10 protein-coding genes are annotated in these 17,095 nt (G+C 40.5%); all 10 read left to right on the plus strand.

What is annotated here, in order from left to right:
* Window positions 1-25 precede the first annotated feature (25 nt).
* Window positions 26-1,870, plus strand: coding sequence for an autotransporter assembly complex protein TamA (gene tamA / locus C228_RS0106645; protein ID WP_018651889.1), 1,845 nt, complete (start codon window positions 26-28; stop codon window positions 1,868-1,870).
* A gap of 59 nt (window positions 1,871-1,929) precedes the next feature.
* The gene (gene tamB / locus C228_RS0106650) at window positions 1,930-5,892 is read left to right on the plus strand and encodes an autotransporter assembly complex protein TamB (RefSeq protein ID WP_018651890.1); all 3,963 of its coding nucleotides are present in this window, start codon (window positions 1,930-1,932) and stop codon (window positions 5,890-5,892) included.
* A gap of 158 nt (window positions 5,893-6,050) precedes the next feature.
* The gene (cydD, locus tag C228_RS0106655; RefSeq protein ID WP_018651891.1) at window positions 6,051-7,793 is read left to right on the plus strand and encodes a heme ABC transporter permease/ATP-binding protein CydD; all 1,743 of its coding nucleotides are present in this window, start codon (window positions 6,051-6,053) and stop codon (window positions 7,791-7,793) included.
* 10 nt (window positions 7,794-7,803) lie between these two features.
* Window positions 7,804-9,468 carry a heme ABC transporter ATP-binding protein/permease CydC gene (gene cydC / locus C228_RS0106660; protein WP_018651892.1) on the plus strand — a complete coding sequence of 555 codons (1,665 nt, stop codon included), beginning with the start codon at window positions 7,804-7,806 and terminating at the stop codon, window positions 9,466-9,468.
* An 8-nt stretch (window positions 9,469-9,476) separates the two neighbouring features.
* A complete protein-coding gene (locus tag C228_RS0106665) occupies window positions 9,477-10,286 on the plus strand; it encodes a glycosyltransferase family 8 protein (protein WP_018651893.1) in 810 nt (269 codons plus the stop codon).
* Between the two features lie 136 nt (window positions 10,287-10,422).
* On the plus strand, window positions 10,423-11,055 hold the full coding sequence (gene hflD, locus C228_RS0106670) for a high frequency lysogenization protein HflD (protein ID WP_018651894.1): 633 nt from the start codon (window positions 10,423-10,425) through the stop codon (window positions 11,053-11,055).
* 56 nt (window positions 11,056-11,111) lie between these two features.
* Entirely contained in the window at window positions 11,112-12,479 is a 1,368-nt protein-coding gene (gene purB, locus C228_RS0106675) for an adenylosuccinate lyase (RefSeq protein ID WP_018651895.1), read from the plus strand.
* 68 nt (window positions 12,480-12,547) lie between these two features.
* Window positions 12,548-13,309, plus strand: coding sequence for a DeoR/GlpR family transcriptional regulator (locus C228_RS0106680; RefSeq protein ID WP_018651896.1), 762 nt, complete (start codon window positions 12,548-12,550; stop codon window positions 13,307-13,309).
* Window positions 13,309-14,190, plus strand: coding sequence for a 4-hydroxybenzoate octaprenyltransferase (ubiA, locus tag C228_RS0106685; protein WP_018651897.1), 882 nt, complete (start codon window positions 13,309-13,311; stop codon window positions 14,188-14,190). The genes C228_RS0106680 and ubiA overlap by 1 nt, the downstream gene beginning before the upstream one ends.
* Window positions 14,191-14,433: 243 nt before the next feature.
* The gene (gene gyrB, locus C228_RS0106690; protein ID WP_018651898.1) at window positions 14,434-16,866 is read left to right on the plus strand and encodes a DNA topoisomerase (ATP-hydrolyzing) subunit B; all 2,433 of its coding nucleotides are present in this window, start codon (window positions 14,434-14,436) and stop codon (window positions 16,864-16,866) included.
* Window positions 16,867-17,095: the final 229 nt, after the last annotated feature.

Consider the following 17,095-nt stretch of genomic DNA (forward strand, 5'->3'; position numbering starts at 1 on the left):
TTTGAGTATTTATTAGGATAACGATGTGAATTTTAAATTAGGTCTATTAACGACAAGCTACTTGCTTGCCTTTACTCAATTTGCTTTAGCGGAAGAGCTTGAACAGCAATCAGCTGGAGAGGATCTCTCAGTTGAGCAGCCGGAAATTTCTGAACAACAAGAGCAGGCGGAAACTTCGCCAAAAGCGGAAGCGTTAGTTGATCTTGAAGTCACGGGGATAGAGAAAAAAGATAATGATGCTTGGGCTAATGTAAAAGTCTATCTCGGACAAGTTGCAAAAGAATATGCGGATGGATCCGAGCGACATCAATATCTTGTGCAAACCGCAGTAGATAAAGCATTGAGAGCCAAAGGTTATTACAATACTCAATACCAATTTATTCAAACCCCTCGTGTGAGTCAGAAACCTTTACTTACCTTAAATGTTGGGCTTGATAGTCAAAAAGTAAAGATTGATGAAACGGATGTTCGTATTAATGGCGAAGCCGGTAAAGATGAAGAGTTTACGAAATTAATTGAGTCTGCACCGAAAAAAGGGACAGATTTAGATCATGAGCAATATGATGGGTTTAAAAGTAATCTTGAAAGTTTAGCTTTTAAAAAAGGTTATTTTGACGGACATTGGCTGTATCACCGTTTAGAAATTTATCCGAGAGAACATTCGGCGGATTGGCGTTTAGGTTACGACAGCGGTAAGCGCTATCGTTACGGTGCAATTACGTTTACGGATAATCAAATTAAAGAAGAATATTTGCGTAATATTCTAAAAGTAAAATCTGGTGAGCATTATTATGCTAATGATCTGTCTCAAATGACTTCGGATTATTCGTCGAGTGATTGGTTTACCTCGGTTTTAGTTGAACCACATCTGAACGAAAAGGAAAAAGTCGTTGATTTAAATGTGTTATTTCAGCCTAAAAAGAAAAATGATGTTGAAGTCGGTATCGGTTTTGCCACTGATGTAGGTCCTCGTTTTCAGTTAAACTGGAAGAAACCATGGTTGAATAGTCGTGGACACAGCATAGAATCTCGTACCTATATTTCTGCGCCGGAGCAACGTTTTGAGTTCGGTTATAATATTCCGTTAAGGGAAGATCCGCTTCATTATTATTATCAGTTTTCCAGTACATTAGAAAACGAAGATCAAAATGATACTAAATCAACCGCCGCAACGTTAGGCTTTCAGCGCTTTTGGACGCATGAAACTGGCTGGTCTTTTTCTGCCGGTGTAAAAGCGCGTTATGACTCATTTACACAAGCGAATGAGTCTCATCGTACGTTGTTAGTTTATCCGACTGCTTCATTAAACCGTACTCGTTCGGATGGTAACCGTTTTCCACTTTGGGGCGATAGTCAAAAATTGACGGTTAACTGGGGAGCAAAAGCATTAGTCTCAGATGTGAATTTCTATAGTTGGAAGGCATCGAGCGCTTGGATAAGAACTTATTTTGATCATCACCGTTTCTTCTTACGGGGTGAAGTCGGTCATATTCATTCAAAGGATTTCACTCGCATTCCTCCAGCATTACGTTATTTTGCCGGTGGCGATATGAGTGTACGCGGATTTGGCTATAAGGATATTTCGCCGCGAGATCCGCAAAATGGTAAGTTACTTGGAGCTTCTCACCTTGCTACGGCAACGGTTGAATATCAATATCAGCTTTATCCGGATTGGTGGGGTGCAATTTTTTATGATACGGGCTTAGCTTCAAATAAATTTAAAGCAAAAGATCTGCATTCCGGTGCGGGGATTGGTGTGCGTTGGGCCTCACCAATTGGTGCGATTAAATTCGATTTAGCAACGCCAGTGAGAGCGCCGAATAATGAAAAAGGTGTTCAGTTTTATATCGGTTTAGGCTCAGAACTATAAGAAATTTTCAAGCGGATAAACTTATCCGCTTTATTTGTATTAGGTAAGTGGTGATAACCATGAGTGAACAGCATAAGCAACAAGTAGAACGTGTTCAATCGGAACAACAAACACAAATAACAATTAAAAAAAATAAATGGCGCTGGCTACGTTATGTCGGTTGTGGTTTGTTATGGCTGATTTTAATTCCTTTGTTATTTTTAATGACAGGAAAGGGACAACGTACAGTTTTTGAATTAGCCGATAAATGGCTGGAACAATTAACTATCGGTAATGTAAAAGGTAGTTTACAAGATGGGTTAACCTTATCCGATACTAAATTTGTAATGGATGGCGTGGATGTCTCTGTCGGGCAAGCGGATTTGCATATTGGCTTTCGCTGTTTCTTAACACGAGAAGCCTGCCTTGAAAATCTCGCATTAAAAGACATTACCGTTGTAATTGATACGGCAAAATTACCGCCTTCTCAAGCGGATAAGGACAGCGAGCCTTTTACCGAATTGAATTTACCGTTAGGCGTGTCGGCTAAAAAGCTCGCTTTAGATAATATCCAAGTCAAAGTTGATGAAATGGATATTGGCTTAACTCATTTCCATTCAGGCATTTCAGGTAAAGGCAGAGCAGTGAATTTAGTGCCGACCGAATTGGACGGTTTAACCCTTTCACTTGCACCGGCAAGTGCGGAACAAGCGGTCGAAAAAGCACAAGAAATTGCAAAAAAATCAGAAAAACAGACCGCTTCTAGCATTGACTGGGCGGAAATTAAAGCGAAATTAGCGCAGCCGTTATTGACCAAACAAGCACCGATTAGATTGCCTTTAGATGCGGCAATTCCGCAATTGGAAGCCAAAAATATTCACATTGAACAGAAAGTAAAAGATAAAGACGGAAAGTTCGTTACACCTCAGTCTATTGTGAAGGTGGAATCGTTGTTATTGCAAGCGAAGGTGGATCAACAATCGGTCGAATTATCGCAATTATTGCTTAAAAGTGATCGAGGCAATGTAAGCGGTAACGGTTTACTGATACTCGCAGAAAATTATCCGCTGAAGTGGTCATTAAATGCGGATTCACCATTATTGGCGGATCTAAAAATTCCTGCTAGCCAAGTAAAAGCGGAGCTAAAAGGTGAATTGTTTGGTAAAACATCACTGGATATTCAAACAAATGGTGCAGTGAAAGCAAATTTAAAGGGTGAAGTTCAGCTTGCCAAGCCGAAAACACCATTGAATCTGCATTTAACCAGTGATGCGGTTTCTTATCCATTTATACCGGAAAAGGGTCAAGAACCTCTGAAATTAGAGAAAATAGATCTATTGCTTCGCGGCGATGTACTCAATTATCAGTTAGATACGCAAGTGAGTGCGACAGGGATGGGCATTCCGGCGAGCCGTGCGCATTTAAAAGGGCAGGGCGAAATTACCCAATTTAATATTGAGCAACTTGCGCTGAATGCTTTAGAGGGGAAAGCCAATTTAAGCGGAAACGTGAATTGGGAAAACGGTGTTGCATGGGATGCGAAAACGGATCTGGATACGATCAATACCAAATCGCTTGCGCCGGAATGGGCGGCAGTGCTTTCCGGCGGTTTACAGTCGAAAGGCTATGCGGGGCGAGGTGAAAACGGTTTGGATTGGCATGTTGAAGTTTCGAATTTAGATTTAAACGGTATGCTGTTGCAAAAAAATTTACAGCTCAACGGTGAGATTAAATCAAATAATAAAACCTTATTAGATGTACCTTCCGCAACGCTGATTTATGGCGAAAATAATATTGCGCTTAAAGGGATCTTAAGTGATAAGTCGGATTTTTCTGCGCAAATTAATGCGCCGAATTTAACCGGTTTATTGCCTAAATTGGCGGCAAATATTCAAGGAAATGTGAAGTTGACCGGCAAAGTTGCTGAGCCTAACTTAGACCTGGATTTAACTGCTAAAAGTCTAAGTTATGATCAGCTCAATCTGCAAAACTTAATCGCAAAAGGTAAGGTAACCACGGAAAAAACAATTCAAGGTAATGTGGATATCAGCCTAGCACAGCTGGCGTACGGTGATGTAAAAGTTGAAAATGCAAGCTTAGTTGCGAGCGGTAACGAGGCTAACCATAGTTTAAAACTGAATGCGAAAGGGAATCCTATTGGTGCGGATTTGCAACTTTCTGGAAAATTTGACCGCTTGCAACAAGTTTGGCGAGGTCAATTAAGCCAAGTTGCGATTGATAGCAAAGAGTTTGGCTTGTTCAAAACCAACCAAGCAGTGAATGTCAGTTACGATAACAAGCAAATTAATGCGAATGTTTCTGCGCATTGTTGGCATAATCCGAAAATTAATTTGTGTTTCCCGCAAGCGTTTAATGCCGGTCAAGAAGGCAAAGTGCCATTTGAAATTAAGCAATTTAATTTAGCGGCGATTCAGGAATTTTTGGATAAAAATACCCAATTATCAGGCGTGGTAAATGCTAAAGGAGATGCGGCTTGGTTTAAAAACAAACAACCGCAAGTTAATGTAGAACTGGATTCTAATGCATTGAAATTGGTACAAAAACTAGAAGGCGGTAACAGTTTCCCGCTTACATTAAGCCCAGTTAAAGTGAATGCGAATTTAGCCGATAATAATTTAAAGCTGAAAACTGATATTAAGATAGAAAATAATGGTCGACTTACGACAGATCTTCTAATAAATGATGCGGCGAATAGCCGTAAACTATCTGGCAATATTCATATTGATCAACTAACGCTTAGATTGATCAAACCGTTATTAACCGGCGGTGAGTCAGTTGACGGTAATATTAATGCACGTTTGACAGTAGGAGGAGCAGTAACCGCCCCATTATTGAATGGTACGCTAAATCTCACAGAGTTGCGTGCCAAAGCGAATGCAATGCCGTTTGATGTCACCGGTGGGCATTTAGCGCTGAATTTCCACGGCGCAACCTCAACGCTTGCTGGCCGAGTACAAACTACGGAAAGTGAATTGCGTTTGGACGGTGATGCCGATTGGCGCCGTTTAGATGCATGGAAAACCAGAGTACATGCGCAAGCGAACCGCTTCCGAGTGAATGTGCCGAATATGGCAAAAGTAGAATTTAGTCCGAATATTGAAGTTACAGCAACGCCGAGAGAACTCATTTTAGGCGGTAATATTGATATTCCTTGGGCGCGAATTGCGGTTGAATCTTTACCGGAAAGTGCGGTGAGCGTGAGTAGCGACGAAGTGATTATGGACGGTTCGGTTAAGCAAAAAGTGCCATTAGCTCAACGCCAAATTCCGCAAAAAACTGCCAGCGGTATGGCGATTAAAGCAAATATTAATATCAACATCGGTAATGACGTTAGTATTAATGCTTATGGTTTGAAAAGCCATATCAATGGCACAATTGCAGTACGTCAGGGGAAACAAGGATTAGGCTTATACGGGCAAGTAAACTTGAAAAACGGTCGCTATGCGTCATTTGGACAGGATCTACTGATTCGTAAAGGGGTGATCAGTTTTGCAGGATTGCCGTCACAGCCTACGCTAAATATTGAAGCGATTCGTAACCCTGAAGCGATGGAAGACCCAAGTGTTACTGCCGGGGTAAAAGTGATTGGTTTAGCCGATAGCCCTGAAGTCAAAGTGTTTTCCGAGCCGTCTATGTCACAGAATGAAGCGCTTTCGTATGTGTTAACCGGTCGATCGCTCGACAATAGCGGCGATAGCGGTTCAAGTAACTCTATGGCGGCGGCGTTAATCGGTATGAGTTTATCGAAAAGCAGTAAAACGGTTGGCGCAGTAGGCAACACCTTTGGTCTGAATGATTTAAACGTGACAACTGCCGGTATTGGTGATAACACGAAAGTGGAAGTGAGTGCGAGTTTAACGCCTAAATTTAAAGTGAAATATGGTGTTGGTATTTTTGCTGCGCTTACCGAATTAACCCTACGTTATAATTTGGCGCCAAGGCTTTATTTACAATGGGTTTCAAGCGTGAATCAAGCGGTGGATTTGATGTATCGCTTTGAATTTGATGAAATGTTTAAATAATTTTCATCAATACTTGTAAACAAGCGGTCTATTTTGTGAATTTTTTGCAAAAGAGACCGCTTATTTTTTCTATAAATTCTGCCCAATAATGGCGGATAACGTGCTAAAATTCAATTTAATTCAAAGCGTTATCTAAATTAAACAGAAATTGATCAAACATGGAAAAACAACGACAAAAGCAGTTGCAAAAATGGCTTCGAGGGCAGCAAAAGATTATTAAAAAGTGGATGTATCTTAATGTCTTGCTTGGAAGCTTGAGTGCGGTATTGATGATCGGACAAATGGCATTATTAGCAACGATGTTGCATAAAATGATTATTGAACATCAAAGCCCACAAACTTTCTTATTTGAACTTGGCTTATTATTTGCCTGTTTTAGCGGGCGTGCATTGCTGATTTGGTTGCGTGAGCGTACCGGGTTTAAGGCAGGACAAACATTGCGTTTACATTTACGTGAACAGATTATGGCGAAACTCGCTGAAATCGGGCCGATGAGTATGCAACAAAATCCGGCGGGAAGTTGGGCGACATTAATGTTAGAGCAAGTGGAGAATTTACATAATTTCTACGCGCGTTATCTGCCGCAGCAATTTTTATCGTTGTTAGTGCCGATGATTATTCTCTGTTTTGTATTCCCGATTAACTGGGCGGCAGGGGCTATTTTATTTGCAACCTTACCGTTGTTACCAGTTTTTATGGCGTTAGCCGGCATTAAAGCGGTGGAGGCGAACCAACGCAATATTGGTGTGCTTTCTCGTATAAGCGGTCAGTTTTTAGATAAGCTAAGAGGCCTAGAAACGATTCGTTTATTTGGCCAAGCGGAAAAGCAAACCGAACAAATTTATCAAAGTACCGAAGAGTTTCGTTTAAGTACGATGGATGTACTGAAAATGGCATTTCTGTCTTCAGCAGTATTAGAGTTTTTTACTGCAATTTCTATTGCGGTTATGGCGGTTTATTTCGGTTTTATCTATTTAGGTGAATTGGATTTCGGCTATTACGGAACGGGTGTAAGTCTATTTATCGGTTTCTTCTGTTTAATGTTAGCACCGGAATTTTATCAACCGCTGCGTGAGTTAGGTGTGTTTTACCATGATAAGGCAGCGGCAATTGGTGCGGCAGATGGGATAGAAACCTTTTTAAATCAACAAGTAACGCAAGCGCAAACCGATTTGCAAAAAGATTTACCAAATCGACCGCTTGAAATCCTTGCAAAAGATTGTGTCATTCTTTCATCACAAGGTAAAGCGTTAACCAAACCGTTAAACTTTATCCTTACTGCTCGCCAATATATTGCTTTAGTTGGACAAAGTGGTGCAGGCAAGACTTCGTTGATGAATATGCTATTAGGTTTCTTACCTTATCAAGGTTCGGTCACAGTAAACGGTGTGGAATTGCGTGAGCTCAATTTAGCGCAATATCGCCAAAAACTCGCATGGGTTGGACAGAATCCGCAGTTGATTAAAGGATCGCTGAAAGAAAATATTTTATTGGGTAATCCGAATGCAACGGAAACACAACTCGAACAAGCGTTAGCTTTATCAAAATCGGATGAGTTTGTTTACCGTCTAGGCTTAGATAGCCAAGTTCAAGATGCGAATGCTGGGATTTCCGGCGGACAGGCTCAACGTATTGCAATTGCACGTGCATTATTGCGAGATTATGAGTTACTTCTGTTGGATGAACCGACCGCCAGTTTAGATATGCAATCGGAGCAACAAGTATTGAACGCATTACAGCATTTGAGCCAAACACAAACCACCTTGATGATCACGCACCGGATTGAAGATCTCAAACAATGTGATGAAATTTGGGTGATGAAACAAGGTGAAATCGTGCAAAAAGGTTGCTTTGAAGTGGTCGAAAAAGAAGGTTATTTTGCAGAATTACAACAACACTAATGGGTGATACATGAAATCAATTTTTCCTTTTCTTTCTCTTTATCGTACCCATTGGGGGCATTTGCTACTAGGTATTGTGTTAGCCATTACCAGCTTAACCGCTAGCATTGGTTTATTAAGTTTATCCGGTTGGTTTTTATCGGCATCTTTTTTAGCCGGTTCGGCAATCGTGTTTAATTTCTTTTATCCGTCATCGGGGGTAAGAGGTTTGGCGATTGGGCGTACTGTTTCTCGTTATTTTGAACGTTTAGTCACCCATGATGCCACATTTCGCGTATTAGCAAATTTACGTGTTACCGTATTCCGTAAATTGATTCCGCTGAGCCCAAGCGGTTTAAATCGTTTTAGAAACAGCGAGTTACTCAATCGCTTGGTGGCGGATGTCGATACTTTGGATACGCTGTATTTAAATCTGATTTCCCCATTTGTCAGTGCAGTTATGCTCATTGCATTTATGGGTATCGGTTTATCTTTTGTATCGCCGTTGCTTGCGCTCATTATTTGTGGGGCGTTAACCGCTTTATTGGTGATTTTCCCAGCATTGTTTTATCGTTTAGGGCGTAAATCAGGGGCAAAAGTAATTCAAGCTCGAGCAAACTATCGCAGCCAGTTTATTGAATGGATCCAAATGCACGCTGAGTTTTTATTATTCGGTGTAGTAGCTCAAGCAAGTAATAAACTGAATCAAACGGAAAAAGAGTGGCTAAATGCACAGAGTAAGGAAAGCCAGTTAACCGGTCTATCCAATGCTTTATTGACCTTTGCGAACGGCATATTGGTTTGTTTGGTGATTTATTTGGCTTCTACAGCAATTAATGTCCCTTCTGCCGATTATCCCGAAGCGTTAATTTCACTTGTGGTATTTTGTGTGATAGCGTCGGCAGAGATTTTAATGCCGATTGGCTTGGCATTTTTACATTTAGGGCAAGTGATTACCGCAGCGGAACGCTTAAATGAAATTACCGAGCAGCAACCGTTGGTAAATTTCGGCAGCAAAAGTGATTGGCAAAAAACGGCGCAAAATCAACCGCTTGTTCAATTTGATGTGGTAACTTTTGCTTATCCTAATCGTGTTGAACCGGTGTTGAAGAATATCTCATTTGAGATCTGTGCCGGACAAAAAGTGGCGATTTTAGGTAAAACCGGCAGTGGTAAGAGTACGATTTTCCAACTGATTAATCGCAATTATGACCCAACAAGCGGTCAAATTTGGTTAAATTCTTGCAACATTGCGGATTATGCGGAATCAAGCTTGCGTCAGCATATTGTGACACTCAGTCAGCGAGTTCATATTTTTAACAGCAGTTTACGTGATAACTTGTTACTTGGTAATGCTCAAGCAACAGATCCTCAGTTAGCTAATGTGTTGGAGCAAGTTGGATTAAGTCATTTATTAGATGAACAGGGTTTGGATTTATGGCTAGGTGAGGGGGGGCGACCGCTTTCCGGCGGTGAACAACGTCGTTTAGGCTTAGCACGTTTATTGGTAAGTCAGGCCGAAATTGTGCTATTAGACGAGCCAACCGAAGGGGTAGATCGAGAAACCGAACAACAAATTTTGGCACTCATTTTAACTCATTGCCAAAATCGAACGTTATTGATGATTACACACCGTCTACATGGCCTAGATAAATTTGATAAGCTCTATTACATTGATAACGGGCGATTTATTTAAGGTAATATATGAATATTGTACTTGCAACGGACAGCAATTATTTAGTACATGCGGAGGTGACGATAAAATCACTGGTTGCACATCACCGAAATATTAATATTTTTGTGTTGCACGCAAATCAGATTTCTCAAGATTGGGTAGCACAGCTAAACCAAATTGTGGGCGCGAGAGGAATTAAAGTAACACTGGCAAATGTTTCGGCGGAGATGTTGCAAGCGTTCAAAGGTAATGATTATATTTCGAACAGTACCTATTTGCGTTATTACATTGAGCGTCTTTTCCCTTATGGTAGCGGCGATAAATGGCTATATTTAGATTCAGATACGATTGTGAACGGCTATTTAGGCGAGCCGTTTGAAATCGAAGCATTTTCGCAAAATATGTTGCTTGCTATCCAAGATCCTTATGTGATGAACTTGCCGAATCACCCGTTTAGGCAAGGTACTTACTTTAACGCAGGCGTTTTGTATATTAATGCGCAGTATTGGAAGGGAATGGAAGCAAAATTAATTGAGTTCACTTTACAACATCAAGCGCAGTTACGCTTTGGCGATCAAGATGTTTTAAATGCGGTGGTTGGTCAGCGATGGCAAGCGATACCTATGGTATATAACTATCAGTGTATGCATATGTATAACCCGAAAATTACAGAGGGAGAACCTCTCGTTTTCCATTTTACTGGTGAAGTAAAACCGTGGCATGATGTGCCGCATTTGTATTATCGTTCAATGTATTGGCACTATTTTCAGCTTGATTGGTATGAGGTGGTAGCTCAACCGATTGGACACTTTAAAGCGGAATTTGTGAAAATTACCTAAGTTATTGATACAAAGGAAATCTTACGTAAATTTCCTTTTTTATTTTCAGCAAGATAATTGCGCTTTGCCATTCAAAACAGATGTAAAAAATGTTATATTAAGGACCAATTTTGTTTGGTTTAAATAATTGTCTATTATGTCTACAAATTATCACGATATCACGCTTGCTTTCGCCGGTGTTTGTCAAGCAGTTAGCTTGGTTCAACAATTTGCTCATCGGGGCAGTGCGGATCGAGATGTTTTTAACCATTCTATTAAAAGCCTACTCGTCACTCAGCCGGAATCTACATTAGCGGTATTTGGCGATCAACTTAGCCATTTAAAAACCGGTTTGGAAACGGCTCAAGCGCAAATGGGCAGTCCAAACGGCAAATTGGATACCGAAATTGGTCGTTATTGGATTAACGTACTCGCCTTGAGTCAAAAGCTAAATAAAAATCCTGAAGCCAAAGCCAAATTGGCAGAGCGTTTACAGCAAATTGAACGTCAATTACCGCTCTATGAAAATGATATTATGGCAGATCAAATGATTGCGAATTTAGCTGCGATTTACAGCGATGTGATTAGCCCACTCGGTTCAAAAATTCACGTATTAGGTTTACAAGATTATCTGGTGCGTCCGGATATTCAGCAAAAAATCAGAGCAAGTCTATTAGCCGGTATTCGTGCCGGTATCTTATGGCAACAAGTAGGCGGAACTCGCTGGCAATTTTTATTTTTTCGTAGAAAGATTCTTAATCAAACACAACAGTTTTACAAAAGTATTTAAACAAGTTCTCCGTAATGGAGAACCTGTTCCGAACATTTACTTATTTGGAGAAAACAATGGAACTTACCGCTTTAACAGCATTATCCCCAATTGATGGTCGTTACCAAGACAAAGCAGCCGCATTACGCCCGATTTTTAGTGAATTCGGATTACTAAAATTCCGTGTAACGGTAGAGGTTCGTTGGTTACAAAAATTGGCTTCTCAGGCACAAATCAAAGAAGTTCCAGCTTTTTCTGAAAAAGCAAACGATTACTTAGGTCAGATCGTCGCAAATTTCTCAATTGAAGATGCAAACCGCATCAAAACGATTGAACGTACTACGAACCACGACGTAAAAGCAGTGGAGTATTTCTTAAAAGAAAAATGTGAAGCGTTACCTGAATTACAAGCAGTAAATGAATTTATCCACTTCGCTTGTACCTCGGAAGACATTAACAATACTTCACACGCATTAATGTTAAAAACGGCACGTGAAGAAGTATTATTGCCAGAATGGAAAAAAGTGATTGATGCGGTAGTGGAATTAGCAAAACGTTATCAGCATGTTCCGTTACTTTCTCGTACCCACGGTCAGCCGGCAAGCCCGACAACCATCGGTAAAGAAATGGCAAACGTGGCGTACCGTTTAAAACGCCAATATAAACAACTTGAAAACTTAGAGATTTTAGCGAAAATCAATGGTGCGGTAGGTAACTATAATGCACATTTATCCGCCTATCCGGATGTAGATTGGCATACGTTCAGCCAAGAGTTTGTTGAATCTTTAGGTATAACTTGGAACCCATACACCACACAAATTGAACCGCACGATTACATCGCAGAATTCTTTGATTGCGTGGCACGTTTTAATACGATCGTGATCGATTTTGACCGTGATATGTGGGGTTATATCGCATTAAATCACTTCAAACAACGCACGATTGTTGGCGAAATCGGTTCATCAACCATGCCGCACAAAGTGAACCCGATCGACTTTGAAAACTCGGAAGGCAATCTTGGCTTAGCGAATGCGGTAATGAATCATTTAGGTCAAAAACTACCGATTTCTCGTTGGCAGCGTGACTTAACTGACTCAACTGTATTACGTAACTTGGGCGTGGGTTTAGGCTACTGCTTAATTGCTTATGCGGCAACGTTAAAAGGCGTAAGTAAGTTAGAAGTTAACGAGCAGCATTTACGTGATGAGTTAAATCGAAACTGGGAAGTATTAGCAGAGCCGATTCAAACCGTAATGCGCCGTTATGGTATCGAAAAACCATACGAGAAACTCAAAGAATTAACTCGTGGTAAGCGTGTAGATGAAGCCACAATGCGTGAGTTTATTGAGAAACTTGAGATTCCGGCAGAAGAAAAAGCCCGCTTAAAAGAAATGACGCCTGCAAGCTACATCGGTTATGCGGTAGAACTTGTTGAGAAATTGTAAAATCTGAGTTGAAAATGACCGCTTGTAAGCGGTCATTTTTTTAAAAAACTTTGCGGAGGAATAAGCAAATGAAACAATCTATTCGCCACAATAAAATTATTGAACTAGTTAATCAGTTGGGTTATGTCAGCACAGAAGAGTTAGTTGCTCAATTAAATGTCAGCTCTCAAACGATTCGCCGTGACTTAAATGAATTGGCCGAAAAGAATTTGATTCGCCGCCATCATGGTGGTGCCGGAATGCCGTCTAATAGTGAAAATAGCGATTATAGCGAACGTAAGCAGTTTTTCTCGGAACAAAAAAATGAAATTGCACGCTATGTGGCGGCAATGATCCCGAACGGTGCTTCCTTATTTCTAGATATCGGTACCACCTCTGAAGCGGTAGCTTATGCGTTGTTGTCCCACCAAAATTTACGTATTGTGACCAATAACCTTAATGCTGCGCATATTTTAATGCAGAAAGAAGATTTCCATATCACGGTAGCCGGAGGTAATTTACGGACTGATGGTGGCTTAATTGGTGAAGCGACCGTGAATTTTATTAGCCAATTCCGTTTAGATTTTGGCATTTTAGGCATTAGTGCGATTGATAGTGACGGTTCTATGTTGGATTATGATTATCATGAAGTACAAGTAAAACGTGCCTTGATGCAGAGTTCGCGCCAAGTAATTTTGGTAACCGATCATTCAAAATTCAGTCGTAGTGCAATTGTTCGCCTAGGCGATATTACCGAAGTAAATTATTTGTTTACAGATTTGCCATTACCGTTAGAATTGCAGCAACGATTAGTATCAACCAAAGTGGCAGTACAAATCTGCGGTAATTAATGACGACATTTTTTCAACAACATTTTTCTCGGCATAAATGGCTGGCATATGCGCAGTTAATGCGTTTTGATAAGCCAATCGGTACTTTACTTTTACTTCACCCGACATTATGGGCGTTATTTGCCGCAGCCGGCGGTGTTCCACCCTTGTCTGTGCTAGTGATTTTTGTATTAGGCGTAATCGTTATGCGTGCGGCAGGCTGTGTGATTAATGATTATGCCGACCGCCATATTGACGGTGAAGTAAAACGTACCTCTCAGCGTCCGCTTGCGACTGGACTTGTGACCACAACGGAAGCCAAAATACTGTTTGTTTTGTTATTGTGTATCGCCTTCGTTTTGGATTTATTGCTTAACCGATATACTTTCTTGTTATCATTCGTAGCGGTTGCGTTAGCGATTATTTATCCGTTTATGAAACGCTTTACCCATTTACCGCAAGTCGTGTTAGGAATGGCGTTCGGTTGGGCAATCCCGATGGCATATGGTGCGGTAAGTGAATCGCTTCCGTTAGAATGTTGGCTGTTATTTTTTGCCAATATTTTTTGGACAGTGGCTTATGATACGCAATATGCGATGGTTGATCGTGATGATGATCTGCGTATCGGAGTAAAATCTACCGCGATTTTATTTGCCCAATACGACAATAAAATCATTGCCTTATTGCAATTTATTACGTTAGTGTTGCTCGTCATTTTTGGCTGGGTCAGCGAATATCATTGGGGCTATTTTGTTGTGTTAGCGCTAAGTGCAAGTTTGTTTAGCTATCAATGTTGGCTGACTAAACAGCGAGTAAGAGAGCAGTGCTTCAAAGCATTCTTAAATAATCATTACTTTGGATTGGGCGTATTTTTTGCTATTTTAGTCGGTATCTACGCTTAATTTAGCTTATAAGAGACAAGTGGTTAAATTTTCAGATCTTTTTACCAGAAAATTTTGCCGCTTTTACGTTTATTCATTTCGTGTTTTATTTCCTCTCGTTTACAAATTTTTCCCGTTTTTTAACCGCTTGTTTTCAATACTTTTCCGCATTTTTCTGCTATAATCTTCACAATTTTTTGGCTTTAAATTTTTTGATAAGAAAAATAGAGCCTTTTCCCATTTCATAAAGTATAGGAATAACGAATGTCTGAACAAAATCAAACAAATAGTTATGATTCTTCGAGCATTAAAGTCTTACGAGGCTTAGATGCGGTACGTAAACGTCCGGGTATGTATATCGGTGATACCGATGATGGTACAGGTTTACACCATATGGTGTTTGAGGTTGTAGATAATGCGATCGATGAAGCGTTAGCAGGACACTGTAAAGATATTATTGTAACCATTCATTCAGATAATTCGGTTTCTGTACAAGATGATGGTCGCGGTATTCCGGTCGGTATTCATCCGGAAGAAGGCGTATCTGCAGCGGAAGTGATTATGACGGTATTGCACGCCGGCGGTAAATTTGATGATAACTCCTATAAAGTATCAGGAGGTTTACACGGTGTGGGGGTATCGGTAGTAAATGCACTCTCTTCAAAATTACAACTCACGATTCGCCGTGAAGGGCACGTCCACGAGCAATTTTATAGTCTAGGTGAGCCTGATGCCCCATTAGCTGTCATCGGTAATACGGAAAAAACCGGTACTTCTGTCCGTTTCTGGCCAAGCCTAGATATTTTCAAAAATAAAACTGAATTTGAATATAAAATTCTTTCAAAACGTTTGCGTGAACTTTCTTTCTTAAATTCTGGTGTATCAATCCGTTTAGTGGATGAGCGTGACGGCAAAGAGGAACACTTTAAATATGAAGGTGGTATTAAAGCCTATGTGGAATATTTAAACGAAGGTAAAACCCATATTCATAACACGCCGTTTTATCTTTCAACCGAGAAAGATGGCATTGGTGTTGAAGTATCATTACAGTGGAACGACAGTTATAACGAAAATGTTTACTGCTTTACCAATAATATTCCACAACGTGATGGTGGCACGCACCTAGCCGGTTTCCGTGGTGCATTAACCCGTGCGTTAAAAAACTATATGGATAACAGTGGTGTGGTGAAGAAAGCAGATGCGAACATTGATGCGTCAGGTGATGATGCTCGTGAAGGCTTAGTGGCGGTGATTTCAGTAAAAGTGCCGGATCCGAAATTCTCATCACAAACTAAAGATAAGTTAGTGTCATCGGAAGTGCGTGGTGCGGTGGAAAGTTCAATGAACGAAGCGTTAGCGGAGTTCTTAGCGGAAAACCCGGATGATGCGAAAAATATCGTAACCAAAATTATTGATGCGGCACGTGCACGTGAAGCAGCCCGTAAAGCACGTGAAATGACACGTCGTAAAGGTGCGTTAGATTTAGGTGGCTTACCGGGTAAATTAGCGGACTGCCAAGAAAAAGATCCTGCGTTGTCAGAACTTTACTTAGTGGAGGGTGACTCTGCGGGTGGCTCGGCAAAACAAGGTCGTGATCGTAAAAACCAAGCAATTCTACCGTTAAAAGGTAAGATTTTAAACGTTGAAAAAGCACGTTTCGATAAAATGCTTTCTTCGCAAGAAGTGGCAACCCTAATTACCGCATTGGGTACTGGTATTGGTCGTGATGATTACAATATTGAGAAATTGCGTTATCACAAAATTATTATCATGACTGATGCGGACGTGGATGGTGCGCATATTCGTACGTTATTATTAACCTTCTTCTACCGTCAAATGCCGGAATTAATTGAGAACGGTTATATTTATATCGCTCAGCCGCCACTTTATAAAGTGAAGAAAGGCAAACAAGAGCGTTATATTCAAGATAATGATGAAATGTCGCAATATGAAATTGATATCGCTTTAGAAGGCGCAGGTTTATTTGTGAGCGAAGGTGCGCCAGCATTAAGTGGTGTTGCGCTCGAAAACCTCATTTCACAATATAATGGTGTGCAAAAATTATTTGATCGCTTAAGTTGCCGTTATCCAGTTGCGTTATTAAACGAATTAATTTATAGCCCGGCACTTTCGGCTGAATTTGCAAAAGATCAGGCAAAAGTGACCGCTTGGAGCGAGCAATTTGTAGCGAAATTAATGGAAAAAGAAACCGGCGGTAGTTTCTATCGTAGTGAAGTTTTCTTCAATACCGAGCGTCAAGTGTATGAGCCGGAAATTGTGGTAACTACTCACGGTATGGATACGACTTATCGTCTTGACTTTAATTTTATCAGCAGTAACGAATACGCAAAAATTACCGCATTAGGCAACGAGTTAAATGACTTATTATCACCAAGTGCTTATGTAATACGTGGCGAACGCCGTCAAGAAGTGAGCAGCTTTGCTGAAGCATTAGATTGGTTAGTACGTGAATCACGTAAAGGCTTAACTATTCAACGTTATAAAGGATTAGGTGAGATGAATCCGGAACAATTATGGGAAACCACAATGGATCCAGTTGCTCGTAAGATGTTACAAGTGAATATCACTGATGCGATTGCGGCAGACAAATTGTTTAATACCCTAATGGGCGATGAAGTTGAACCTCGTCGCGACTTTATCGAAAGCAATGCGTTATATGCTCAGTTAGATATTTAATCTGAGTTTAAATTAAACCCCAAAGTTTTGTGCTTTGGGGTTTCTTTTTACAAATTTTAAGTAAAAAAGACCGCTTGTTGATCTGCCCCCTAAAAGTTGGACAAACCAACCAACTAATTAAAGGTGCAGATTTTGTTATGGGTAAACATTACACATCTTCTTTTAAGTTTCATGTCATTCAACATGTTTTAGATAACCGTATGGGTGTTAGGGAAGTGGCAGATTATTT

The organism is Actinobacillus capsulatus DSM 19761 (genome assembly GCF_000374285.1).
GTDB classification, from domain to species: Bacteria; Pseudomonadota; Gammaproteobacteria; order Enterobacterales; family Pasteurellaceae; genus Actinobacillus; species Actinobacillus capsulatus.

Bases quoted from the DNA above. Each gene is read 5' to 3' on its own strand.
- cydC (WP_018651892.1), top strand. From the start codon at position 7,804: ATGAAATCAATTTTTCCTTTTCTTTCTCTTTATCGTACCCATTGGGGG.
- tamB (WP_018651890.1), top strand. From the start codon at position 1,930: ATGAGTGAACAGCATAAGCAACAAGTAGAACGTGTTCAATCGGAACAA.
- hflD (WP_018651894.1), top strand. From the start codon at position 10,423: ATGTCTACAAATTATCACGATATCACGCTTGCTTTCGCCGGTGTTTGT.
- C228_RS0106665 (WP_018651893.1), top strand. From the start codon at position 9,477: ATGAATATTGTACTTGCAACGGACAGCAATTATTTAGTACATGCGGAG.
- cydD (WP_018651891.1), top strand. From the start codon at position 6,051: ATGGAAAAACAACGACAAAAGCAGTTGCAAAAATGGCTTCGAGGGCAG.
- ubiA (WP_018651897.1), top strand. From the start codon at position 13,309: ATGACGACATTTTTTCAACAACATTTTTCTCGGCATAAATGGCTGGCA.
- purB (WP_018651895.1), top strand. From the start codon at position 11,112: ATGGAACTTACCGCTTTAACAGCATTATCCCCAATTGATGGTCGTTAC.
- C228_RS0106680 (WP_018651896.1), top strand. From the start codon at position 12,548: ATGAAACAATCTATTCGCCACAATAAAATTATTGAACTAGTTAATCAG.
- gyrB (WP_018651898.1), top strand. From the start codon at position 14,434: ATGTCTGAACAAAATCAAACAAATAGTTATGATTCTTCGAGCATTAAA.